The organism is Streptomyces sp. A3M-1-3 (assembly GCF_024213665.1).
GTDB lineage: Bacteria > Actinomycetota > Actinomycetes > Streptomycetales > Streptomycetaceae > Streptomyces.
Genome location: NZ_JANAVP010000044.1, coordinates 1 through 21,757 on the forward strand (window position 1 = coordinate 1; position 21,757 = coordinate 21,757).

23 protein-coding genes and 1 pseudogene are annotated in these 21,757 nt (G+C 70.8%); 9 read left to right on the forward strand and 15 right to left on the reverse strand.

Annotation, left to right across the window (positions count from 1 at the left end):
• Positions 1 to 72 precede the first annotated feature (72 nt).
• Entirely contained in the window at positions 73 to 447 is a 375-nt protein-coding gene (locus NLX86_RS32025; RefSeq protein WP_254375364.1) for a cupin domain-containing protein, read from the reverse strand.
• Positions 448 to 549: 102 nt separating this feature from the next.
• Between NLX86_RS32025 and NLX86_RS32030 the strand changes: the two genes are divergently transcribed.
• Both NLX86_RS32030 and NLX86_RS32035 read left to right on the forward strand, forming a co-directional pair.
• Positions 550 to 978, forward strand: coding sequence for a MarR family winged helix-turn-helix transcriptional regulator (locus tag NLX86_RS32030; protein ID WP_302062006.1), 429 nt, complete (start codon positions 550 to 552; stop codon positions 976 to 978).
• 143 nt (positions 979 to 1,121) lie between these two features.
• Positions 1,122 to 1,982: a triacylglycerol lipase gene (locus NLX86_RS32035; protein WP_254375329.1), complete on the forward strand. Its 861-nt coding sequence runs from the start codon at positions 1,122 to 1,124 to the stop codon at positions 1,980 to 1,982.
• Between the two features lie 33 nt (positions 1,983 to 2,015).
• Here NLX86_RS32035 and NLX86_RS32040 read toward each other — a convergent pair whose 3' ends face one another.
• Positions 2,016 to 3,008, reverse strand: a complete 993-nt coding sequence (locus tag NLX86_RS32040) for a lytic polysaccharide monooxygenase (RefSeq protein ID WP_254375330.1) — start codon at positions 3,006 to 3,008, stop codon at positions 2,016 to 2,018.
• Between the two features lie 351 nt (positions 3,009 to 3,359).
• Between NLX86_RS32040 and NLX86_RS32045 the strand changes: the two genes are divergently transcribed.
• Positions 3,360 to 4,217, forward strand: coding sequence for an alpha/beta fold hydrolase (locus NLX86_RS32045; RefSeq protein WP_254375331.1), 858 nt, complete (start codon positions 3,360 to 3,362; stop codon positions 4,215 to 4,217).
• Positions 4,218 to 4,252: 35 nt separating this feature from the next.
• Here the strand turns inward: NLX86_RS32045 and NLX86_RS32050 are convergent, their stop codons facing one another.
• Positions 4,253 to 4,924: a maleylpyruvate isomerase N-terminal domain-containing protein gene (locus NLX86_RS32050; protein ID WP_254375332.1), complete on the reverse strand. Its 672-nt coding sequence runs from the start codon at positions 4,922 to 4,924 to the stop codon at positions 4,253 to 4,255.
• 37 nt (positions 4,925 to 4,961) lie between these two features.
• Entirely contained in the window at positions 4,962 to 5,645 is a 684-nt protein-coding gene (locus tag NLX86_RS32055; protein WP_254375333.1) for a response regulator, read from the reverse strand.
• A gap of 130 nt (positions 5,646 to 5,775) precedes the next feature.
• On the opposite strand from NLX86_RS32055, the gene NLX86_RS32060 reads away from it, so the two are divergent.
• From NLX86_RS32060 to NLX86_RS32075, 4 genes and pseudogenes are all read left to right on the forward strand, one after another.
• The gene (locus tag NLX86_RS32060; protein WP_254375365.1) at positions 5,776 to 6,759 is read left to right on the forward strand and encodes a tripartite tricarboxylate transporter substrate binding protein; all 984 of its coding nucleotides are present in this window, start codon (positions 5,776 to 5,778) and stop codon (positions 6,757 to 6,759) included.
• The gene (locus NLX86_RS32065; RefSeq protein ID WP_254375334.1) at positions 6,756 to 7,292 is read left to right on the forward strand and encodes a tripartite tricarboxylate transporter TctB family protein; all 537 of its coding nucleotides are present in this window, start codon (positions 6,756 to 6,758) and stop codon (positions 7,290 to 7,292) included. The genes NLX86_RS32060 and NLX86_RS32065 overlap by 4 nt, the downstream gene beginning before the upstream one ends.
• Before the next feature lies 1 nt (position 7,293).
• Positions 7,294 to 8,793 carry a tripartite tricarboxylate transporter permease gene (locus NLX86_RS32070; RefSeq protein ID WP_254375335.1) on the forward strand — a complete coding sequence of 500 codons (1,500 nt, stop codon included), beginning with the start codon at positions 7,294 to 7,296 and terminating at the stop codon, positions 8,791 to 8,793.
• A pseudogene (locus NLX86_RS32075) lies at positions 8,790 to 8,966 on the forward strand (GNAT family N-acetyltransferase); the annotation flags it as partial. The gene NLX86_RS32070 and the pseudogene NLX86_RS32075, both read left to right, overlap by 4 nt.
• A 142-nt stretch (positions 8,967 to 9,108) precedes the next feature.
• Here NLX86_RS32075 and NLX86_RS32080 read toward each other — a convergent pair.
• Positions 9,109 to 9,585, reverse strand: coding sequence for a DUF402 domain-containing protein (locus tag NLX86_RS32080; RefSeq protein WP_254375336.1), 477 nt, complete (start codon positions 9,583 to 9,585; stop codon positions 9,109 to 9,111).
• Complete coding sequence (locus tag NLX86_RS32085) at positions 9,585 to 10,523, reverse strand: GNAT family N-acetyltransferase (protein WP_254375337.1); 939 nt, start codon at positions 10,521 to 10,523, stop codon at positions 9,585 to 9,587. The genes NLX86_RS32080 and NLX86_RS32085 overlap by 1 nt, the downstream gene beginning before the upstream one ends.
• A gap of 60 nt (positions 10,524 to 10,583) precedes the next feature.
• Between NLX86_RS32085 and NLX86_RS32090 the strand changes: the two genes are divergently transcribed.
• The gene (locus NLX86_RS32090; RefSeq protein WP_254375338.1) at positions 10,584 to 10,958 is read left to right on the forward strand and encodes a GntR family transcriptional regulator; all 375 of its coding nucleotides are present in this window, start codon (positions 10,584 to 10,586) and stop codon (positions 10,956 to 10,958) included.
• A gap of 111 nt (positions 10,959 to 11,069) precedes the next feature.
• On the opposite strand, the gene NLX86_RS32095 is transcribed toward NLX86_RS32090, so the two are convergent.
• The 5 genes from NLX86_RS32095 to NLX86_RS32115 all read right to left on the reverse strand — a co-directional run bounded on the left by NLX86_RS32095 (position 11,070) and on the right by NLX86_RS32115 (position 15,747).
• Complete coding sequence (locus tag NLX86_RS32095) at positions 11,070 to 12,173, reverse strand: DUF5925 domain-containing protein (RefSeq protein WP_374214008.1); 1,104 nt, start codon at positions 12,171 to 12,173, stop codon at positions 11,070 to 11,072.
• 42 nt (positions 12,174 to 12,215) lie between these two features.
• Positions 12,216 to 12,989 carry a polysaccharide deacetylase family protein gene (locus NLX86_RS32100; protein ID WP_254375366.1) on the reverse strand — a complete coding sequence of 258 codons (774 nt, stop codon included), beginning with the start codon at positions 12,987 to 12,989 and terminating at the stop codon, positions 12,216 to 12,218.
• A gap of 98 nt (positions 12,990 to 13,087) precedes the next feature.
• Positions 13,088 to 14,164 carry a glycosyltransferase family 2 protein gene (locus tag NLX86_RS32105; RefSeq protein ID WP_254375340.1) on the reverse strand — a complete coding sequence of 359 codons (1,077 nt, stop codon included), beginning with the start codon at positions 14,162 to 14,164 and terminating at the stop codon, positions 13,088 to 13,090.
• Positions 14,161 to 15,024 (reverse strand): glycosyltransferase family 2 protein, encoded by an 864-nt coding sequence (locus NLX86_RS32110; protein WP_254375341.1) that lies wholly within the window; start codon positions 15,022 to 15,024, stop codon positions 14,161 to 14,163. The genes NLX86_RS32105 and NLX86_RS32110 overlap by 4 nt, the downstream gene beginning before the upstream one ends.
• 330 nt (positions 15,025 to 15,354) lie before the next feature.
• A complete protein-coding gene (locus NLX86_RS32115; RefSeq protein WP_254375342.1) occupies positions 15,355 to 15,747 on the reverse strand; it encodes a hypothetical protein in 393 nt (130 codons plus the stop codon).
• 249 nt (positions 15,748 to 15,996) lie between these two features.
• On the opposite strand from NLX86_RS32115, the gene NLX86_RS32120 reads away from it, so the two are divergent.
• Positions 15,997 to 16,806 (forward strand): SGNH/GDSL hydrolase family protein, encoded by an 810-nt coding sequence (locus NLX86_RS32120; RefSeq protein WP_254375343.1) that lies wholly within the window; start codon positions 15,997 to 15,999, stop codon positions 16,804 to 16,806.
• On the opposite strand, the gene NLX86_RS32125 is transcribed toward NLX86_RS32120, so the two are convergent.
• The 4 genes from NLX86_RS32125 to NLX86_RS32140 form a co-directional block, all read right to left on the reverse strand.
• Positions 16,790 to 18,127 (reverse strand): serine/threonine-protein kinase, encoded by a 1,338-nt coding sequence (locus tag NLX86_RS32125; RefSeq protein ID WP_302062010.1) that lies wholly within the window; start codon positions 18,125 to 18,127, stop codon positions 16,790 to 16,792. The genes NLX86_RS32120 and NLX86_RS32125 overlap by 17 nt on opposite strands.
• Positions 18,042 to 18,428 (reverse strand): hypothetical protein, encoded by a 387-nt coding sequence (locus NLX86_RS32130; RefSeq protein ID WP_374214009.1) that lies wholly within the window; start codon positions 18,426 to 18,428, stop codon positions 18,042 to 18,044. Before NLX86_RS32130 ends, NLX86_RS32125 begins: the two co-directional genes overlap by 86 nt.
• Positions 18,425 to 19,732 carry a tetratricopeptide repeat protein gene (locus NLX86_RS32135; RefSeq protein ID WP_308409668.1) on the reverse strand — a complete coding sequence of 436 codons (1,308 nt, stop codon included), beginning with the start codon at positions 19,730 to 19,732 and terminating at the stop codon, positions 18,425 to 18,427. Before NLX86_RS32135 ends, NLX86_RS32130 begins: the two co-directional genes overlap by 4 nt.
• A 266-nt stretch (positions 19,733 to 19,998) precedes the next feature.
• Positions 19,999 to 21,534 (reverse strand): DUF4331 domain-containing protein, encoded by a 1,536-nt coding sequence (locus tag NLX86_RS32140; protein ID WP_254375346.1) that lies wholly within the window; start codon positions 21,532 to 21,534, stop codon positions 19,999 to 20,001.
• Between the last annotated feature and the right edge of the window lie 223 nt (positions 21,535 to 21,757).

Genomic DNA, 21,757 nt, shown 5'->3' on the forward strand with positions numbered 1-21,757 from the left:
CGATTCACCGGGGTATGCAAGCACAACACGACCGACAACGCACTTCTGCGACCAGCACTTTCGCAACAGACCCTAGTTCGCCCACGGGGGAGCGAGGTGGGTGCCGTCCTCCAGGTCGACCTCCATGCCGACGGAGGTGGTGACCCAGGCGATGGCCGTCTCCGTACCCCGGTTGTGGATCTGCACCGGCACGCCGGCGTTGATGACGGCCGCGTCGCCGGGGGCGAGCGGTTCGGTGCGGCCGTCGAGGGTGACCTCCACCGCGCCGCTGAGCAGGTAGAAGATCTCCTCGCGTGTGACGGTGTGCACCGGCGAGGAGGTCCCCGCCGGGATCTCGCCCCGCCAGGCGCACAGCTCCCTGCTGCCGCGGGCGGGTGTGGCGTACGAGAGAAAACGGGTGCCGTGGATCTCGTGGACGACGGCATCGGACGTACGGACAACAGGCAAGGTCTCTCCCGGATAGTCAAGCAACTTAGTCAAGCAACTTGACTATATATTCAAGCTGCTTGACTACTATGTCAAGCTGTATCCGTGAACGATCGCGATGCCATGGCCCTCTCCGCCGCCCTGCTCGCCGCCGCCGGCGAGCTCACTCAGCGGATCCACACGGGCGTCGTCGCCCGCGGCCACGAAGGGCTCCGCCCGGCCCACGGCTTCGCCTTCGCCCGGCTCGCCCCCGCCGGCGCAACCGCCACCGACCTGGCCGAGCACCTCGGGGTGACCAAGCAGGCGGCGAGCCAGCTCGTCGACGAGCTCGTACGCAAGGGCTACGCGGAGCGCCGCCCGCACCCGGACGACGCGCGCGCCCGGCTGGTCGTCCTCACCGACCGCGGCTGGGAGTGCACCCGGGCGGCGGAGGCCGCGGCGGCCGATGCCGTACGGCCGTGGACCGAGCTGCTCGGCGAGCGGCGGGCCCGCGCACTGTGCGACGACCTGCTGCGTATCGCCCCCAACGGGCCGGTGCGGCCCACCTGGTGACGGCCTGCCAGGTTTTTACCGACGCGTAACTTCACACTTTTACTACTCGCGCGTAATTTGACGTGAGCACAGCATTCTTGTGATCCGGATCACAGGGCGAATCCCCCATCGCAATTCCCCTTGAGCCGCAAGGAGATCACCCGATGCTGCCCTGGAAACGAGTCCTCAGACCCCTGGCCGCCCTGCTCCTGGCCTTCACCGCCGTCACCGCCGCCCCCGCACCCGCAGGCGCGGCCGCCGCGCCCAGCAGCGGCTGGAACAACTACTCCTGCAAGCCCTCCGCCGCCCACCCCCGGCCCGTCGTCCTGGTGCACGGCACCTTCGGCAACTCCGTCGACAACTGGCTCGGCCTCGCCCCCTACTTGGTGCACCGCGGCTACTGCGTCTACTCGCTGGACTACGGTCAACTGCCCGGCGTGCCGTTCTTCCACGGCCTCGGTCCCATCGACAAGTCGGCCGAACAGCTCGACGCTTTCGTAGACAAAGTGCTCGCCGCCTCCGGCGCCGCCGAAGCCGACCTCGTCGGCCACTCCCAGGGCGGCATGATGCCGCGTTACTACCTCAAGTTCCTGGGCGGCGCCGACAAGGTCAACGCCCTCGTCGGCCTGGCCCCCGACAACCACGGCACCACCCTGCTGGGGCTGACGAAACTGCTCCCGTACTTCCCCGGCGCGGAGGACCTGCTCAGCTCCGCCACCCCCGGACTCGCCGACCAGGTGGCGGGCTCCGCCTTCCTGACCAAACTCAACGACGGCGGCGACACCGTCCCCGGCGTGCGGTACACCGTCATCGCCACCAAGTACGACCAGGTCGTCACCCCGTACCGGAGCCAGTACCTCGACGGCCCCGGCGTCCGCAACGTCCTGCTCCAGGACCTGTGTCCGGTCGACATCTCCGAACACGTCGCGATCGGGCTGATCGACCGGATCGCCTTCCACGAGGCGGCCAACGCGCTCGACCCCGCCCACGCGAAGAGGACCACCTGCGCGTCGGTCTTCCACTGACGCGCAGGCGGTCCTTTCTGGAGAGCCGGTGCCTCAGCGGGTGTGACGGCCGCCGGTGACGGCCTTCCGGCGGACCGAGGCGAACAGTACCGCGGCGCCGACGGCGAGGGCGGCCGCACCACCGATCGCGAGCGTGGAGGTGGTGCTGTCGCCGCCGGTCTTGGCGAGGTTCTCGCCGTCGGCGGCCGGAGTGGCGGAACCATTGGCGGCCGGCTCGTTCCCGGCCGCCTCCTCGGTCGTCTCCTCGGTCGTCTCCGTGGCGGGAGCGCTGGACTCCGTACCGGCGCCGGACTCGCCGGTCCCGTCCTCGATCTCCTCGTCCGTGGGAGCGGAGGCGGTCGGGGCGGGGGCGGTCTCACCGGAACCGCCACCGGCTCCCGACCCGCCGGTGTCCTTGCCGAACACCACGTCGGAGCAGGTGTAGAAGGCCTCCGGGCTGTCCGACCGCTGCCAGATGCTGTAGATCAGGTGCCGGCCGGACTTGCCCGGAACGGTCCCGTCGAAGACATAGGCGCCGTTCTCCAGCTTCGGGTTGGTAACCGTCGCGAAGGGCTCCGACTCCAGGTCGGACCACTTCAGCGGCTTCGACGGGTCGTAGCCGTCCTTCGTGATGTACAGCTCGAAGGACCCCTTGTGCGGGGCGGTCGCCTTGTAGCGGAAGGTGTGCGCGCCCGAGGACAGCTTGCTCGACGGCCAGTCGGCCCGCGCCAGATCCAGCCCCTTGTACTTGTCCCGGCCCGCGGAACAGAGCTTGCCGTCCGGGATCAGCGACTTGTGGTTGCCGGCCGCGTTGGCGATGTTGACCTCGTTCCAGTCGTAGAACGCCTGCGTGCCGCTCGCCGCGACGGCCGCCTTGCACGCCGCCGACTCCGGGCCCTCCGGCCCCTCCGCGAAACAGGCCGACACCCGGCTGACCGGGTCCGTCATCGCCCCGTGGGCGGCGGCGGGCCCGGCGGCGAGCGCGGCCAGCGCCAGCGGCGCGAAGCCGAGAGCGGCGACGCCGGTGGCCGTACGGCGAGCGGTCATGGGGGATCTCCTTCGACAGCGGCACAGGTTCGGTGGCAGGGAGGGGCGCCTCGGCCCCGCCGGCGCCACCCCCCGAAGACGGCGCCGACGGACCGAAACCCGCCCCGGCGATCAGCAAGCTAGCCGCTGGAAACCCCGAAATCGCCTGCTGGGACGGCCCGGAGGAGATCCTTATGGTCGCTTTAAGGCGACGCTAAGCGGGCCCTCAGGTAGGACGCCGACAGGACCCCCGACCTCCGGGTTCGAACGGTGGTACGCAACTTGGGGCCGGCTGACTCAATGGCTGCAGCCATGAGTGCCTGTCGGGCAACCCAGTTGCTCTGCCTGAGCGCCGCTGACAGGGTCTTGGCCATGCCTACCTTCTCCGCGCAGGACGGAACCAAGCTTGCCTACCACGTGTTTGGAAACGGCGCTCCTCTGGTCTGCCTGCCCGGCGGGCCGATGCAGGCATCCGTCTACCTCGGCGACCTGGGCGGCCTTTCCGCGCACCGACAGTTGATCACGCTGGATCTTCGGGGCACCGGCCAGTCGGCGATACCGAAGAGCGCCGCCTCCTACCGTTGCGACCAACTCGTCGATGACGTTGACGCCCTGCGCGAGCACCTCGGCCTCGAAAGAATGGACCTGCTCGCGCATTCCGCGGGTGCGAATCTGGCGGCGCTGTATGTGGGCCGGCATCCGGAACACGTCAGCAAGCTCGCGCTGATCACGCCGAGTACCAGGGCCGTCGGGATCGCGATCACTGGAGACGTCCGGCGCGAGACCGCGCAGCTCCGACAGGACGAGCCGTGGTTCGCTACAGCGTTCGCGGCCTTGGAAGCGATCGTTGCGGGCAAGGCGACGGACGACCGCTGGCAGGCCGTCGCACCGTTCTTCCATGGCCGCTGGGACGAGGTCTCTCAGGCCCATCAGGCTGCTGAGGACGGGCAGAAGAACAAGGAGGCCGCGACTGCCTTAGGCGCCGAAGGCGCTTTCGACCCGGACGCCACCCGCGCGGCGCTCGCACGGTTCGGGCCGCCGGTGCTCCCGCTCGCCGGGGAGGTTGATCTGCAAGCACCTCCTCGCACCATGGCCGAGTTCACCGAGCTGTTCCCGAACGCCAGACTCGTCATTCAGTCCGGAGCCGGACACTTCCCATGGCTCGACGATCCCGACCGGTTCGTGGCGACCACCGCGGCGTTCCTCAGCGGAGTTCAGGGATCCTGGTAGTGGTGAGCCGCGGAACGCTGCCCTGACCACCCGCTTCAGGAGATCGGCCGCCTCGGCGCGCCGTACCAGCGCCACGTCGTGAGGCGCGGGCGTCCGGGGAGCTCCGTGCGGCCCGTGGACCACAGCAGGGTGGGCCAGGGGGCCGTGTCCCCGGGAGCGTCCGGGAACAGGCGCGCGAGTACCCGTGCGCACAGATCGGCCGGCGGGTCCCAGGGGAGCCCGAGGCCCTCGGCCAGGTCGTGGGTGTGCACCAGGGTCTCCACGATGCCCATCGCGGCGAAGCCCTCCGGGTCCGACACCCCGGAGCCGTGGTACGCGCGGACCTGCGCCGGTGTCGTACGCACCATGGCGACCAGCAGCGCGCCGCTCGCCTCCAGTACCTGCAACAGGCCGGCGGGCCCTGCGGCGCGGTCCGCGTGGATGGCGTTCGCCGGGCCGCCGGGCCGCCGGCTCTCCCAGATGAACGGGACTTCGCCGGTCAAGGGCGGTTGCTTGGGGCCCAGTTGGGCGGCGTACGCGAAGAGGTCGTCGCTGAGGTGCTCGACGGTCTCCCAGCAGGTCCACTCCAGCGAGCCGGCCTCGCTGGCCCAGGCCGCCGGGGGCGCCTCGCGGAGGGTGGTGACGGCGAGCCGGACGGCCTGGTCGACGTCGTCGGCCGTGACCGGCGATGGTTCGGCTGCTGCTTCTGTTTCCGCTGATCGAGACATGGTAGGACCGTAGCGCGAGGGCTGGAAGGGCGAGCGCTCAGCCCACCCACCGGTAGCGGCGTTCCGGGCGGCCCGTGCCGCCGTACCGCAGCGTCACCTCCGCGCGGCCCGTGTCCGCGAAGAACTCCAGGTAGCGCCGCGCGCTCACCCGCGACAGCGCTCCCGCCTCCGCGCACTCCGAAGCCGACAGGCCCGCCGCGTGCGTGCGCAGCGTGCGCTCCACCAGTTCCGCCGTATGCGCCGCGAGGCCCTTCGGCAGCTCGCGCGAGCCGGGCGGCCGGGTACCGAAGATCTGGTCGACGTCCTCCTGGCGCGCCTCGCCCAGGGTGTCCAGGCGCGAGCGCAGCGAGGCCACGTGGCGCAGCTGCTCCTGGAGCGCCGCCTGGTTGAACGGTTTGATCAGATAGTGCAGGGCCCCGGCCCGCAGGGCCGCCCGGATGATCCCGGCGTCCCGGGCCGCCGTGATGAACAGGGCGTCGACACTCGGCCTGCCTTCCCGCTGCTCCGCCGCACGCAGCTCACGCAGTACCTCGATCCCGGTCATATCGGGCAGATAGATGTCCAGGAGTACGAGATCCGGGCGCAGCCGGGCCGCCGCGCGCAGCGCTTCGGCGCCGCTGTGGGCCACCCCGACGACCGTGAACCCGTCCGTCGCGGACACATAGCGGCTGTGCAGCCTGGCGACCATGAAGTCGTCATCCACGACCAGCACCTTTGTCACCGCGACAGGCTAAGCCGCGACCACAACGACCACAACGTCCGTTGATTCCGGAAGAGAGACAGCTTCCTAACACCCAGGCAACATGTGGGCCACCTCACACAGATTCCCGTACGAACAGGTGGTGGCACACGTGCGACTGCGCACTCCCCTCGCCCTGCTCGGGGCGGCGCTGCTCGTGCTCGTCGGACCACCGCTGCTCACCACAGGCAGCGGCGCCGACACGGGCACGCAGATCCCCGGCCTGCGCTTCATGGTCCCCAACACACCGGGCGGCGGATACGACATCACAGCCCGTACCGCCGCCAAGAACGCCGAGGACGCCGGCCTCACCCACAACATCGAGGTGTTCAACCTGCCGGGCGCCGGCGGCACCGTCGGACTCACCCGGCTCGTCAGCGAACCCGGCAACGGCAAACTCGCCATGTCCATGGGGCTCGGCGTCGTCGGCGCCGTCCACACCAACAAGGCCCCCAAGACCCTGGCCGACACCACCCCGATCGCCCGGCTCACCGAGGAGCAGGACATCGTGGTCGTCTCCAAGGACTCCCCCTACAAGACCATCGGGCAGTTGCTCGACGCCTGGAAGAAGAACCCCGGCAAGCTGCCGGTCGGCGGCGGATCCTCACCCGGCGGCCCCGACCACCTCGCCCCCATGCTGATGGCACAGGCGGCCGGGATCGCCCCCAAGTCCGTCAACTACATCCCCTTCGACGGCGGCGGCGAGCTCCTCGCCTCGATCCTCGGCGACAAGGTCGCCTTCGGCGTCTCCGGCGTCGGCGAATACCTCGACCAGATCAGGTCGGGCGAGCTCAGACTGCTCGCCGTCACCGGCCCCGAGCGCGTCCCCGGCCTCGACGCCCCCACCCTCCGCGAGGCCGGACTCGACACGGAGTTCACCAACTGGCGGGGCATCGTCGCCCCGCCCGGACTCTCCGACACGGAGCGGGACAAGCTCATCGCCCTCGCCGAAAAGCTCCACGACTCCCCGCAGTGGAAGGAGTCGCTGAAGAAGAACGGCTGGGACGACGCCTTCCTCACGGGAGACGAGTTCGGCGACTTCCTGGACGAACAGAACAAGCGCGTGGACACCGTGCTGAAGGAGCTGGGGCTGTGACCACCGACGCCACCGACGTGAATACCGCCGCCCCGCGCCGCACCTCATGGCTGCGCGACCACTCCGAACTCGGCGTCAGCGTCCTACTGCTGGTGCTCGGCATCCTCGTCCTCACCGACGCCCTCACCATGAACGTCGACATCGCCCAGCGCGGCCCCGTCGGACCGAAGACCGTCCCCGTCGTCGTCGCCGTGGCGCTCCTGCTCGTTGCCGCGCTGCTCGCCGTCGACGTCCTGCGCGGCGGCCGCGGCGAGGCCGAAGGCGGCGAGGACATCGACCTCTCCGAGCCCAGCGACTGGCGGACCGTGCTGCTCCTCGCCGGAGTCTTCCTCGGCAACGCCGTCCTCATCGGCCCCCTCGGCTTCCCGGTCTCCGGCGCGCTGCTCTTCTGGGGCTCCGCGTACGCCCTCGGCAGCCGCCGCATCGACCGCGACCCGCTCATCGCGGCCGGGCTCTCCCTGCTCACCTACGTCGTCTTCAACAACCTGCTCGGTGTCCCGCTCCCCGGCGGCCCGCTGATGGGAGCGCTGTGACATGGATTCGTTGAACTCCCTGCTCGACGGCTTCGGTACCGCCCTCACCCCCGTCAACCTGCTCTGGGCGGCGATCGGGGTCCTGCTCGGTACCGCCATCGGCGTGCTGCCCGGCATCGGCCCCGCCATGGCGGTGGCCCTGCTGCTGCCGGTGACGTACGGACTCGAACCCACCGGCGCGTTCATCATGTTCGCCGGCATCTACTACGGCGCCATGTTCGGCGGCTCCACCACCTCCATCCTGCTCAACACCCCCGGCGAGAGCGCGGCCGTGGTCGCCGCCATCGAAGGCAATCCGATGGCCCGCGCCGGGCGCGGGGCGCAGGCCCTCGCGGCCGCCGCCATCGGCCACTTCGCGGGCGGCATGATCGGCACCATCCTGCTGGTCGCCCTCGCCCCCACAGTCGCCTCGCTCGCCGTCGACATCGGCGCGCCCGACTACTTCGCCATCATGGTGCTGGCCTTCATCGCCGTCACCTCCGTACTGGGATCGTCGCGCATCCGCGGCGCGGCCTCGCTGCTCATCGGCCTCACCATCGGACTGGTCGGCCTCGACCAGATGACCGGACAGCAGCGCCTCACCTTCGGCTCACTCCAACTCGCCGACGGCATCGACGTCGTGATAGTCGCGGTCGGTCTGTTCGCGATCGGCGAGGCCCTGTGGGTCGCCGCGCACCTGCGCCGCTCGACGGGCGAGCCGATCCCGGTCGGCCGCCCCTGGCTCGCCAGGTCCGACGTCAAGCGCACCTGGAAGTCCTGGCTCCGCGGCCCGGTCATCGGCTTCCCGTTCGGCGCGATCCCGGCCGGCGGCGCGGAAATCCCGACCTTCCTCTCGTACGTCACCGAGAAGCGGCTCTCCAAGCACAAGGAGGAGTTCGGCAAGGGCGCAATCGAGGGAGTCGCGGGCCCCGAGTCCGCGGCGTCGGCCTCCGCCGCCGGCACGCTCGTCTCCATGCTGACCCTGGGCCTGCCGACCACCGCCGTCGCGGCCGTGATGCTGGCCGCCTTCCAGCAGTACGGTATCCAGCCCGGCCCGCTGCTCTTCGAACGCGAACCCGACCTGGTGTGGGGCCTGATCGCCTCCCTCTTCGTCGGCATGGTGCTGCTGCTCGCCCTCAACCTGCCACTGGCCCCCCTGTGGGCGAAGCTGCTGCGCATCCCGCGCCCCTACCTGTACGCGGGCATCCTGTTCTTCGCGGCGGTCGGCGCGTACGCCGTCGGCGGCGAGGCGCTCGACCTGGTGATCCTGCTGGCCATCGGCCTGCTGGGGTTCGGCATGCGGCGGTACGGACTGCCGGTGCTGCCGGCCGTCATCGGCGTCATCCTCGGCCCGGCCGCGGAACAGCAACTGCGGCGCGCGCTGCAGATCAGCGACGGCAGCGTGACGGGCCTGGTCAACACGCCCTTCTCGGTGACCGTGTACGCCGTGATCGTGGTCCTGCTGGCCTGGCCCTGGCTGCAGAGGCTGCTCCTGCGTCGCCGCCGTAACGTAGCGGCATGACCGACGACATCCGCCGCGCCACCGCCGCCGACGTGCCCGCCGTGAAGGCCGTGACCGACGCGGCCTACCACCCCTACATCGAACGGATCGGTAGCCAACCGGTCCCGATGGAGGCGGATCACGACGCGAACGTGGCGGCGGGGCGGGTGTTCGTCACCGGTGACCCGGTCGTTTGATCCTGCGCCGGGGCGGCGAGCGACGTGTACCGGGCCGGTGACCGGTTCGTCGTGCACTGGCACGAGGACGGGGACGCCGTCGCGTACGACCCGGAGCGGGGGAGCAGGGCGAGGGTGATCTGAGCCCCGCCCGCTCGTCTCAGCTGAGCAGGCGGTCGAAGCCGCCCTCCCGCGCCAGGAGTTCGAGGGTGTCGAGGGCGCGGCGGGCCTGTGCCGCGGCCTCCGGGTCGCGGGCGGCCAGGCCGCTCGCCTCGAACTCGTCCTCGTCCAGGCGCAGGACGGAGGACCGGTCCGCCGACACCCACAGGTCGAGGTCCAGGTCCTCGACCACCAGCTCGTCGTCCCGGACGACGGCGGGCCTGGTCACGTCGCAGTACCAGCCCTTCAGCGTGCCGTCCCCCGAGCGGACCTCCTTCACGGCGTACCAGCGGCGGCGCCAGAAGTGCTCGGTGAAGACGTCGCCCGGCTCGAACCGGACGAAGCCGAAGTCCCGGGTTCCCTCGGCGGCCCAGGTGGCGCGGACCGTGATGCGGTCGCCGTCGTCCGCGATCAGCGTCGCCGGGTAACGGATCTTCGTACGCCCGCCCTTGACGAGAGCGACGGTCAGCTCGCCCATCAGCTGCCGCCGCCCAGCTGCTTGACGTGCCTGACCTCGGTCGCCGAGATCTCGTAGCCGAACCACTTGTTGACCGCGAGCATCGGACCGTTGTCCGCGTCGTTGCCGGTGAACGCCTCCGTGTAGCCGGCCGCCCTGGCCCGGTGCAGGGAGGCGTTCTTGGCCAGCTTGGCCAGGCCCCGGCCGCGGAAGGCGCGGCGGGTGCCGGTCATGGCCGACGAGTAGCGGGTGAGTCCGTCGGTCTCCGCGGCGCTGAACGCGGCGACCTCGCCGTCCACCACCACGACCGAGGTCAGCTCGCGGTCCAGGGACGGGTTGTTCCAGGTGTGGCTCAGCCAGTCCGCGTAGTCCGTGAACTCCGCGCCCACGTCGCTTGGCTCGTCCGAGGTGGTCTCCGCATCGGCCTCGAAGAGGGGGCGCGGGTCGTCGGCGAAGTCCGCGGCGGTACGCAGCTCCACCCCCGGCGGCAGCTCGGACAGCGGCGGCAGCGTGCCGTTCGCCAGGTCAAGCCGCAGGAAGTGGGCCGGGCGGCTCGGCCGGTAGCCGCGGCGCTCGGCGAAGGTCCGGAACGCGGGCTCGTCCAGCACCCAGGAATAGACGGCGGTGGCGCCCGCGGCCGCGAGGTACTCCTCGGCGGTACGCAGGAGCAGTGAACCCGCGCCCCGGCCGCGGTGCGCCGGATGGACGTACGGATTGACGAAGGACTGGCCGGGCTCGGTGCTGTCGTACGCGATGCCCGCCTGAGCCGTTCCGATTACCTCGCCGTGCTCCTCGGCGACCAGGAGTCGGAAGCGTTTGGCCGGGTTGGCGCTCGCGACCTCGAAGGCGATGCCCCGGGGGGTGGTCACCATGAAGGGGAGTGCGGCGCGTCGCACGCGGACGACCCCTTCGGCGTCGGCGGCGTCGGCGGGGCGGAAATCACGCACGATCACAGTCATGGGGCGCACGCTATGTGCGGTCCCGGCATGGTCGCCTCCCATTTTTGCGAGAATCGGGCCGTGACCTTGAAGATCTCCATTGACCCGGCCGCCGGGACCGCTCCGTACGAGCAACTGCGCACGCAGATCGCCGGGCAGGCGCGTTCGGGCAGGCTGCCCGTGGGCTACAAGCTGCCGACCGTACGGGGGCTGGCCGAGGAACTCGGGCTGGCGGCCAACACCGTGGCCAAGGCGTACCGCGCGCTGGAGTCCGACGGCGTTATCGAGACGCGCGGCCGGAACGGCACGTTCGTCGCGGCGGCGGGCGACGCGGCGGAGCGGGAGGCGGCGGCCGCGGCGCAGGCGTACGCGGAGCGGGCCGTACGCCTCGGGCTCGGCCGGGACGCGGCGCGGGCGGCGGTGGAGGAAGCCCTGCGAGCGGCGTACGCAAGGTAGGAGCGGAGCATTCCGCTACCCGCCCCTTTCCGAAACCGGGGAGCACGCCCCCCGGCCCCCCCGGCGCGCCCGCTTCGCGGCGCGAGCGCGTGGGTGTCTTGTTGGGCGGGGTCAGAGGTACAGGCCCGCGTCTGATTCCTGGTGCTGGGGCGGGACCGAGGCTGGGGTGTTGCCGCGGCGTAGGGCGTACAGCTCGGCCAGGGTTGCGCCTTCGCGGCCGAGGCCCTCCTCCGTGCCGAGCCAGTCCACCGCTTCGCGGTGCGTCAGGGAGCCGACCTCGATCCGGGCCAGGCAGCGGCCGGGGCGGACGACCGCGGGGTGAAGGCGTTCCAGGTCCTCGTTGGTCGTAACGCCGACCAGGACATTGCGGCCCTGGCCGAGCAGCCCGTCCGTGAGGTTCAGCAGCCGGGACAGCGCCTGGCCCGCCGTGTGCTTGGCCTCGCCGCGGATCAGTTCGTCGCAGTCTTCGAGGAGGAGCAGACGCCAGCGGCCCTTCGTCGTGCCGTCGTCCTCACCGATCGCGATGTCCATCAGATAGCCGACGTCGTTGAACAGCCGCTCCGGGTCGAGTACGCAGTCGACCTGGCACCAGTCGCGCCACGAGCGTGCCAGCGTCCGCAGCGCCGAGGTCTTGCCGGTGCCCGGCGGGCCGTGGAGGAGGAGCAGCCGGCCCGCGATGTCGTCGGGGGTGACCTTCATCAGCCGGTCCATCGCCTCGGCCACCGGCGCGGTGTAGTTGGGCCGGACCTCCGCCCACGTCCCGGCGGCGATCTGCCGGGTGGTCCGGTGCGGGCCGCGGCGCGGCGAGACGTACCAGAACCCCATCGTCACGTTCTCGGGCTGCGGTTCGGGCTCGTCCTGCGCACCGTCGGTCGCCTGCTTCAGCACCGTCTCGGCCAGGATGTCGCTGACGGCGGTCACCGTGACATCGGCGCCCCGGTTCCAGCGCGAGACCAGCAGCGTCCAGCCCTCGCCCTCGGCGAGAGTGGCGCTGCGGTCGTCGTCGCGTGCCGAGCGCAGCACCTTCGCGGCCGGCGGCAGCAGAGTCACACCGGACTTGACCCGGTCGAGCGAGGAACTGTGGGAGTACGGCTGCTCGCCCGTCGCGAAGCGGCCGAGAAACAGCGCGTCGACGACATCGGACGGTGAATCGCTGTCGTCGACGTTGAGCCGGACCGGCAGAGCGTCATGAGGGTTGGCAGACATGGCGCCCATGATCCGGCACGGCAAGGCCCTTTGCACCCAGGTTTCGCGGTATCACAGGTCCGGCCTCCGGCTGGTACGGAAAACCCTGCGGCCCGCCCGTACCAGCGCATACCCCTTGGTGAGGGCCCGGTCGCGGGCGAAGTTCCGGGCGATCGCCCGGCCCTCGACCAGCCGCTCGAACTCCTCGATCCCGGTATGGCGCCGTACCGTCAGCCGCTCCAGCGCATACGGACCCTGACGGCGACGCGCGAGTGCGTTGCCCACCGCGAGCGACTGCCCGTACCCGGCGTCGCGAACGGTACGCCGGACCCGCCGGCTGGAGTAACCGTACGGGTAGGCGAAGGACACCGGGGGTGCCCCGAGCTGCCCGGCGATGATCTCGTTGCAGCGCCGGATCTCGAAGGTCAGCTGGTCGTCCGCGAGTTGGTCGAGCTGCGGATGGGTGTGGCTGTGTCCGCCGATCTCGGTGCCGGCCGCGGCGATTTCGCGTACCTGGTCCCAGTCGAGCATGGTGTCGGGCGCGCCGCCGCAGTCGTCCGGGCCGCGCAGCCAGCCGGTGGAGACGAACAGGGTCGAGGCGAAGCCGTGCTTGGCGAGGACGGGGAGGGCGTGCCGGTGCACGCCCTCGTAACCGTCGTCGAAGGTGATCAGCACGGGCCGCCGCGGCAACGCTCCGAAGGAGCGCCAGGCAGCGGCCAGTTGCGCTGTGGTCAGCGGGGTGAAGCCGCGGTCGCCGAGCAGGTCCATCTGCTCGGCGAACGCCTCCGGGGTGACTGAGAGTCCATGGGTCGCGGGCGCCGGGGTGCGGGCGACCGCGTGGTACATCAGGATCGGCACCGGGGGGATGGTGGTCCGCGTCCGCGTCCGCGTCCCGGTCCCGGATACGGACACGGAGGATCCCGGGGGGTCCGGGTGCCCCGTGGTCATGCGGCGTCCCCTCCTCGTCCGCGGATCTCTCCGGCGGAGGCCGGCAGCCCGCGCACCGGAGGTACCACCGCCAAACCCGGTGCGTGCCCACCGATGGGCTCCGCCGTGAAGGTCGTGCCTCCCCGGCGGGCGCGGAGGCTGCCGAGCAGATATCCGCCCGCCGCGGCCGCCACGCCGGCGACGATCGCGCCCGCCCGCCCTGCCCCGCCGGGGCGGCCGAGCAGTGCGTCGCGCAGCCCGCGCGCCACGCCCGCGGGCAGCACCCGGGTGGTGTAGCGGCGCTCGGATTCGAGCCCCTTGTCCGCACCCACACTGCGGGCCACCAGCGCCTTGGACAGGCCTTCCGCGTACGCCCGGGTGCGGAAGTAGCCGAACCGCTCCCGCACCGCAGGGACCTTGTGATGGATGACTGCCCGGTCGTCGATCAGCAGCACCGCCTGCGGCAGCGCCTTGCTGAGCCGGATGCACAGCTCGGTCTCCTCGCAACCCAGCGGCCGCTTGTCGCCGTCCCGGCCGATGCCCGTGGCGAAGCCTCCGGCGGCGTCGAAGGCCGTCCTGCGGAAGGAGGCGTTCCCGCCGAGTACGTTGCGGACCCGCACCTTCCCCTCCGGCAGCCCCCGGTACGTACAGCCGACGACCCAGTCGAATTCCTCGGGGAACCAGGCGGGCCTGCGGCGCGAGGCCCAGACCGGCATGGTCCGGCCGCCGACCGCCATCACGCGGGGATCCGCGTACGCGGCGGCGAAGTGGCGCAGCCAGTCGCGCTCTGCGACCGCGTCGTCGTCGAGGAACGCGAGGATCGAGCCCCTGGCGGCGGCGATTCCGGTGTTGCGGCCGGCGGAGAGGCCGCGGGGGCCCGCATTGGCGAGCACCCGCACCGCCGCCCTGGTCTCCTTGTACTCCTTGTACTCCGCGCCGAGCCGTTCCAGCAGTGCCGGATTATGGTCCACCACGAGCAGCGTCTCGAGCGCGGGCAGGGACTGGCACCGCACCGAGGAGACCGCCGCGAGGATGTCCTCCCAGCGCTCCTCGGTGTAGACGCAGATCACCACGGAGATGTCCGCCTGGTTCAAGACACCTCTCCCCGGTTGGCGTTGAGAGTGAGGGACGGGGAGAGCCGTCTGCGCCGGCGGGTTCCCTGTTCCTTGAGGATGACCTTGAGAACGCGCAGACCGTCACGCACGGCGCGCAGATTGCTGACACCGTGGATCCGCAGGTACTCGTGGCTCGGGATCTCCTGGACTCTGAGCCCGGCCTTGACGACGCGGATGTTCATCAGCGTCTCGACCTCGAACCCGGTGCAGTCCAGCGAGATCTTGTCGAGGCAGTGGCGCCAGAAGGCGTTGTAGCCGTAGCAGAGATCGGTGTAGCGCGCGCCGAACTTGGCGTTGACGACGGCACACAGGACCCGGTTGCCCAGCTTGCGGACCGGCGTCATGTCGTCCGTACCGCCGCCGTTGGCGAAGCGGGAGCCCTTGGCGAAGTCGGCTCCGCCGACGAGTGCCGACACATAGGAGACGATCTCGCCGCCGTCCGCCGAACCGTCCGCGTCGACCATCACGATGATGTCGCCCGTGCAGGCGGCGAATCCGGTGATCAGCGCATCGCCTTTGCCTTTTCCGCGCTGCTTTACGACCTTGACGCCCGGCCAGAGATCTTGTGCGACCTGAACCGTGTCGTCCGTCGAATTCCCGTCGACGAGAACGACTTCGTGGATCCAGTCGGGCAGGGTCTTGAATACGTAGGGAAGATTCTCCGCCTCGTTCATCGCGGGGATCACAACGCTCACCGGTGGCGCTATGGCGAGGTGGGAGGAGACCCGTCGGTACTGGCCGGGTATTCGGCCGGCGCCGGTCTCGGACGTGTTGCCGTTCCGCGACGGCAGGATTAACGGATCTTGCCCCGGAATCGCAGGGCGAAGGAATGAGCTCATGAGTCTTTTCCCTCTCGTCCGGTGGACTGCCCGCCCCCGGGCAGTCCGGATGAGTGTCCGGTTCGAAAGGGGGGTTCTCACTCAGGTCATGACGGCATGGCGCACCGTACTGGCTGGGTGAGCTGGCAAAACTGGCCGCGTCGGCCCGTGACTTGGCACAAGTTGGCACAAGTCGGTGACCGAGTACGGCACCCCCCTACCGCGCCCCGCCCCGGAAACCATCGCGACGCTAGAGCCCTCCCCTGAGCCGCTTTGCATGATGGTCCGATGCGGGTGGATGTACGACGGTATTGATGATTGAGACTGTATGGCAAGACCTGCACTGAGGTCTCACGTTTCTGTGTTTTTGACCCTTCTTTCATGGGCGCGGAGAAGCGCCGGAAGGAAGAGGAGAGCGCTGACTCCGGCAACTGCCGGAATCCCGGCGCGTATCGGCCCGGTGTTCATGGCCGACATCACCTGCGCGATCAGCAGATTGATGGTCACCGCCCCTGCTGTCGACGCCACCAGACGGGCCGGCAGTTCCATTGCGGACAAAGCCGAACCGATTGCGGTGGCAGGCATCGTGATCAGAAAGAAGAGCGCGAACGGAGCGCGCAGTGGCGATTCGCTGTCGCTGAACGCGAGGACGGCGCCGACCCCTCCGACGGCTGCCGCCGCGCCCGCGAGCAGGGGCAGGGTGTCACGCCCTGCTGGTCCTGGCTTGCCACTGATCGTCTGCATTGGCGACTTTGCCCCCCGACGCGCCTGATGCCGGGCTTCAATGTCGCGCAGAAGATGAGGGGTCGTCAAGATGTGAACAGCATGTGCAGGTCGCGTTCGGCGAACGGCACAAGTTGACGGGATGTCATGGGCCCGTCACGCAAGGGCAATTCGGAAGCGGGCAAAACGCCTGGTTTGGCATGGACACTTCCCGTACCGCATGGGTCTTGGTACGACAGATGTGGCAGAGATCCTGCTAAGGGAGGTTCCATGAAACTGTCCCGATTCGCGGCATTCTCATCCTCACTCCTCCTCGCCGCCGTCGCAGCCCTCACCGGGTCCGGCGCGGCACACGCCGCTCAACAGGCGGCTCCCGGGCCCTATGTGGCGCTCGGCGACTCGTATTCCTCGGGTCTCGGCGCCGGCGCGTACGACAGTGCGAGTGGCAACTGCAAGCGCACCACCCGTGCCTATCCGGCCCGTTGGGCAGCCGCCCATTCCCCCTCAAGCTTTCACTTCACCGCTTGCTCCGGCGCTCGTACGGGTGATGTTCTCGCCGGGCAGCTCGGCCCGCTCAGCGCCGCCACCGACCTCGTCAGCATCACCGTCGGCGGCAACGACGCCGGCTTCTCCGACGTCATGACCACCTGCGTGCTGCAGTCCGAGACCAACTGCATCAACCGCATCAACGAAGCCCGCCGGTACGTCGACACGACGCTGCCCGGCAAGCTCGACCAGGTCTACTCGGCGATCCGGTCCAAGGCACCCGCGGCCCATGTCGTCGTCCTCGGATACCCGCGCTTCTACAAGCTCAGCGGCACCTGCGTCGCCGGGCTCAGCGAAAAGGAACGCTCCGCCATCAACAGCGCGGCGGACCACCTCAACAGCGCCACCGCCAAGCGCGCCGCCGACCACGGCTTCACCTTCGGCGACGTCGTCCCCACCTTCACCGGCCACGAGATCTGCTCCGGCAGTGCCTGGCTGCACAGCGTGAACTGGCTCAACATCGCCGAGTCCTACCACCCCACCTCAGCCGGACAGTCGGGCGGCTACCTGCCCGTCCTCAAGGCTGTGGCGTAACCGACTCCGGCGAGTAGGAGGAGGAGGCGCCGCCCGTCGGGGTCTCCTCCTCACAGGTCACCGAGAACGCCACCGCGTCGGACTTCGCCCTGACCGGCTTCCCGGCCTCCACCCAGATCTCGTCGCGGTGCACCTCGCCCTGCTTGTACGTCAGCTCGGTGTGGTTCACCTGCTGCGTCCTGCTGCCGCCCGCGGCGAAGTCGAGCGTCTTCCAGGCGCCGTCGGACGTCTCACCGCTCCTCGTCACCCAGCGGTACTCCACCGTGGCCGGCGTACGGCCGACCGTGATCGTGGCGGTGAACGCCGGTGCGTCCGCCTCCGGCGGCGGACAGGCTCCGGTGTAGCTGCCGCGTACGGCCTGGAGGTGGATCTCCACGGTCTGTGCGGGCGGCGAGCTTGACGTATGGCCGCCACCGTCCGTCGTGGTGCCGTTGCCGCTGGGGGTTCCGCTCGTACCGGCCGGGTCGCCCGTGTCGCTCGGCGTGCCGGCGGTCGTACTTCCGGTGTCGGCCCCACCTGTTGCGCCGCCGCCCGTCGTGGCGCCCGGACTGCCCGTCGTACCGCCGGTGTTGCCGTCGCCGCCCATGCCGTTGACCAGTACCCACGCGATACCGCCCACCGCCAGGAGGAGCGCGAGCACCCCGGCCGCCAGGACCAGGGCGGCCCGCCGGGAGCGGTCGTCCGACGTGGCGGTGGCGTTCGTCGTGGCCGGGCCGGCCGCGGACGGCAGGGGCGAGGGGAGGCGGGGCGTGGCCGGGGGTGTCGCGGACGTGACCGTCGGCCCGTACGGACCGGGGGAGGGCGAGGGCGGTGGCGGAGCGGCGCGTGGGGCGCCGCCTGCCCCGACGACCCGTAGCATCCGCTCGGCCTCGTCGGCCGGCAGCCGGTCCGCCGGGTCCTTGCGCAGCAGCCCCTCGAGTACGGGAGTGAGCGGCCCGGCCCGGCGCGGTGGCGGAAGCTCTTCGTCCACCACGGCCCGCAGGGTGCTCAGCGGGGTGTCCTGGCGGAACGGCGAACTGCCCTCCACCGCCGCGTACAGCAGCACACCGAGCGACCACAGATCCGACTCGGGGCCCGGCCGGCGGCCAAGCGCGCGCTCCGGGGCGAGGAACTCGGGCGAGCCGACGACTTCGCCCGTCATGGTGAGCGCGGAACTGCCCTCCACCGTCGCGATGCCGAAGTCGGTCAGCACCACCCGCCCGTCGTTGGACATCAGCACATTGCCGGGCTTGACGTCACGGTGCAGCACGCCCGCCTCGTGCGCGGCGCGCAGCGCGGCGAGGACCTCGGCGCCGATGTGCGCGGCGCGCTGCGGAGCCAGTGAGCCGGCTGTCGCGGGCGGCGTCCCGGCACCGCTCACCGGCCCAGCCGGAAAGCTCGGCCGGGGACATCTCCTTGTCCCCGTTCCGGTCGATCCGCGAACGTGCCTGGGCCGCCGGGATCTCCGCCAGATCCTCGACGTGGTCCACCCGCAGCTCACCCCGCGCGACGACCAGCCCGTCGTACCGGTTGACCGTGAAGTTCCCCAGCGGATGCGCGGCGGCTGCTCCCGCGGGCAGCACCGCGAGCGCCGCCCCGGCCACCAGAACCGCGGCGCCGACGGCGCGGGTGCGCCACCTCATGACGCCCCCAGCGACTTGAGCGCGGCCCTGGCCGCCCGCGAACCGGTCGGTGAGAAGGCCGGGTTGATGTCCAGCGCCGCGGTGAGCGAGCGGTGCGCGGCCCGCTTCTCACCCGCCGCCCGCTCGATCATGCCCCGGTGGTAGAGGAACACCGCGTTGCGGCTGCCGGCCGGCGCCGACCGGTCGACGTACGAAAGCGCCTCCGCCGAAAGGCCGTTGACGTGCAGCGCCCACGCCAGCGCGTCCGCGGTGTGGACGGTGTGCCGCTTGCCCCACTCGGCGCGGGCGGCGCGCAGCGCCTCCGCCCGGTCGCCGTGGTCGGCCAGCGCGAGGGCGGTGTCCAGATCTGTGTTCACGCCATTGGCGCGGGCCAGCGCGGTCCAGGTGCCGATCAGTTCGTACTGGGCGCGTGCGTCGGCCGTACGCCCCTCCGCCTCGTACAGCTCGCCCAGCGCCACGAGCTGCCCCGGCAGCGGGTGGCGCGCCACCACCGCTTCCAGCCCCTTCCGGGCGGCCGCCGCGTCGCCGCGTGCCGCCTGGGCGCGGGCCCGGCCCTCCAGGGCCGGCAGGTGGCCGGGGTCGGCACGCAGGGCGGTCGCGAAGTGCCGCAGGGCACTGTCGTACTGGCCCTGGCTCCAGTCGAGTTGCCCGAGGGCCGACGCGACGTACGCCGTGTCGGCGGGGGACGAGGCCGAGTCGAGGGCCCGCGTGAGTACCCCGCGAGCCCCCAACGCGTCGCCGCGCAGCTCCAGTACGTACGCGTAGCGCGTGAAGACGGGAATGCCCGGACGGCGGGTGTCGGCCTCCTTGGCGGCGGCCAACGCCTTGGGATAGCTGCCCAGTTCGACCAGGGCGTCGATCCGGGAGGACAGCGCGCGCTCGCTGTACGGGTTGACCGCCAGCGCCCGCCCGGAGTCGCGCAGCGCGCCCCGGAAGTCGTGCCGGGCGGCGGCCAGTGCGGCCCGCCCGGCGAAGGCCACGTCGTTGTCGCGCGGCTGAAGCTCCAGCGAGCGCGCGAACGCCTTCGCGGCCTGCGGGTAGCGGGTCGGGTCACCGCCGGTCCTGGCCTGCTCGACGTAAGCGGTGCCCAGGGTGGCCCACGCGCGGGCGTCCTTGGGCCGGGACCGCAGATGCGCCTGGAGGTCCTTGACACCCCTGGCCAGCTCACCGGCGCCGAGCCGGTCGAGCGGGGCGTCGGCGGCCGGTGCCGTGCGGGCGGCGGGCGGCGGAGCGGGGTCGGTCCCGCCGACCGCCACCGCGGTCGCGGTGAGCGCAAGCGCCATCGCGCCCGCGAGGAGCAACACCCCTCCTGCCCGCCCCTTCCTGCCGGACGCGCCCGAGGCGCTGGACGTGCCCGAGGCGCCACCCGAGGCGCCCGACGCGCCACCCGAGGCGCCGGACGCATCCGAGGCGCCGGACCAGCCAGGCCCGCCCAATCCGCCCGGCTCGCCCGTGTTCGTTCGTGGTTCCCCTCGCAGGGACATGCGACTGCCCTTTCCGTTCGTGCCTGGGTACGTACGTCGCGGGGGCCGGCCCCCAGGGGTGTCCGGCCGGCCCCCGACGAGCCGGGTCAGTAGCGCATGTTCCTGCGGCGGTTGCGCCACCACGTGAGGCCGAGGCCGACCAGCACGACGCCGGCCGCGGCCGCCGCCGCCGAGGTGAGCAGCACTGTGCCGCTGTTGTCACGGGTGGAGCCGGCCACCGCCGCGCCACCGGTGAGCAGGCTGCGTCCGCCCTCCTGGGCCTTGTCCCCCTTGGCCAGCGGGCCGCGCGAGCCGGCGGTCGGGAGCGCCACGTAGGGGAAGCTCCGGTCGAACTTCTGGTCGTTCTCGTCCACCGCGTCGCCCAAGTCGTTCTTCTGGCCGAGCAGTTCGCCCTCCACGACCTGGAGTGCGATGTCCACCACGTCGTCCGTCAGCCGGCGTCCGTTGGGGAAGCCGGAGTTGTCGCCGTCCAGTACGCCCAGCCGCTTGGGGTCGCCGGCAGGCTCGATGGCGGTGTTGAGCCGCAGCACCTCCGCGGGCTTGACGTGCGGCGGCTTGTTGAGCTTGTCGACGCCGGTCAGGAAGACGGAGACCAGGTCGTCGCGCGGCTCGGCCGGGGCCTTGATCTTGTAGATGGCCTCGATCAGCTTCGGCAGTTCCGGGTTGGTCACGGACTGAAGGAAGTCGCCGTCGTTCCACGGGGCGGACGCGTTGAACTTGTCCTTGTCCTTGATCGGCAGGACGACCTCGTTGACCAGAGGCATGCCTAGCCGCGACACCTGGGTGAAGTCGCCCTGGGCGTTCCGGCGCTGCGTCGTCGACCAGATGCCGACGACCGGCTGTGCCTCCGACTGCCGGATGTGCTCGGTCGGCACCTGAAGGGCGATGGTGTTGACGTTGTAGCCGCTCAGGGTGTCGCGGCCGACCTCCGAGAGGTCTCCGCCGTACAGCAGGTCGAAGACCCGCAGGTCGAGGAAGAACGGATCGTCGGCCTGACCCGCGAACGCCGTTGCGCCGCTGGGTAGTTCGCGGACGGCCTGGTCGCGCAGGGCCCGGTAGTCCGGCATGGACGCCTTGCCCACATTCGAGGGGGCGACCGGCAGGTCCGCGGCGATCTTCGTGGTGGAGATCACATGCTGGTCTCTCAGCCTCAGCAGATCGATGTCGTACGTCTGCCTGACGTTGAGGTCGGGGTCGTCGAGTGCGGTGACCGGGCCGGTGTTGAAGAGGAACGTGTCGCCGTTCTTCACATGGTCCTTGAACGTCCACCGGTACAGCAGGTCGCCCTGGGCGTCGCCGTCGCTGTCGATGTGCACGTCGTACTGGGCGTCGTCGGCGAACTTGAAGAAGTTCGGCCCGCCCGCCGGCTCCTCGAACGGCAGCCAGTTGGCGACGATCGTCGTCGTGTCCGCCTTGTCGGGACTGACGAACGCGTACACGTCCGTGTTGTCGTACTGGGGCTGCCCCGAGATCAGCGGCGCCTCCCGGTGGCTGGAGGCGCGGGCCGCCTCCGGTTCGAGTGCGGCCACGCCGGCGGCCACGAGTCCTCCGGCGGCCAGCGCACCACAGGTCAGTGCGGCGATACTCCTGAGCCCCGGTCGCCGCCTGGATATGGCTGTCATCCGGTACGTCCTTCGCGCGAGTGCTGATCGTGCTCCGATGCCACGCATTCGGCGCCGACGGCCCGGCGGATTGGTCGAGCGGGCGGTCAATTCCGCGGGGCTGGTGCCCGGGAAGACGGTGGGGCTGTCCAACTCGCCCTGGAATCAGATGGATTCAGTGAGTGACCGTCAACCTCCGTACAGAGGTGGTCAATCGCGTGACCGGGATACACGAGTGCCGTGC

Bases quoted from the DNA above. Each gene is read 5' to 3' on its own strand.
- NLX86_RS32030 (WP_302062006.1), top strand. From the start codon at position 550: ATGGCCCTCTCCGCCGCCCTGCTCGCCGCCGCCGGCGAGCTCACTCAG.
- NLX86_RS32035 (WP_254375329.1), top strand. From the start codon at position 1,122: ATGCTGCCCTGGAAACGAGTCCTCAGACCCCTGGCCGCCCTGCTCCTG.
- NLX86_RS32040 (WP_254375330.1), bottom strand. From the start codon at position 3,008: ATGACCGCTCGCCGTACGGCCACCGGCGTCGCCGCTCTCGGCTTCGCG.
- NLX86_RS32045 (WP_254375331.1), top strand. From the start codon at position 3,360: ATGCCTACCTTCTCCGCGCAGGACGGAACCAAGCTTGCCTACCACGTG.
- NLX86_RS32050 (WP_254375332.1), bottom strand. From the start codon at position 4,924: ATGTCTCGATCAGCGGAAACAGAAGCAGCAGCCGAACCATCGCCGGTC.
- NLX86_RS32070 (WP_254375335.1), top strand. From the start codon at position 7,294: ATGGATTCGTTGAACTCCCTGCTCGACGGCTTCGGTACCGCCCTCACC.
- NLX86_RS32080 (WP_254375336.1), bottom strand. From the start codon at position 9,585: ATGGGCGAGCTGACCGTCGCTCTCGTCAAGGGCGGGCGTACGAAGATC.
- NLX86_RS32085 (WP_254375337.1), bottom strand. From the start codon at position 10,523: ATGACTGTGATCGTGCGTGATTTCCGCCCCGCCGACGCCGCCGACGCC.
- NLX86_RS32095 (WP_374214008.1), bottom strand. From the start codon at position 12,173: ATGGGCGCCATGTCTGCCAACCCTCATGACGCTCTGCCGGTCCGGCTC.
- NLX86_RS32100 (WP_254375366.1), bottom strand. From the start codon at position 12,989: ATGTACCACGCGGTCGCCCGCACCCCGGCGCCCGCGACCCATGGACTC.
- NLX86_RS32110 (WP_254375341.1), bottom strand. From the start codon at position 15,024: ATGAGCTCATTCCTTCGCCCTGCGATTCCGGGGCAAGATCCGTTAATC.
- NLX86_RS32115 (WP_254375342.1), bottom strand. From the start codon at position 15,747: ATGCAGACGATCAGTGGCAAGCCAGGACCAGCAGGGCGTGACACCCTG.
- NLX86_RS32120 (WP_254375343.1), top strand. From the start codon at position 15,997: ATGAAACTGTCCCGATTCGCGGCATTCTCATCCTCACTCCTCCTCGCC.
- NLX86_RS32130 (WP_374214009.1), bottom strand. From the start codon at position 18,428: ATGAGGTGGCGCACCCGCGCCGTCGGCGCCGCGGTTCTGGTGGCCGGG.
- NLX86_RS32140 (WP_254375346.1), bottom strand. From the start codon at position 21,534: ATGACAGCCATATCCAGGCGGCGACCGGGGCTCAGGAGTATCGCCGCA.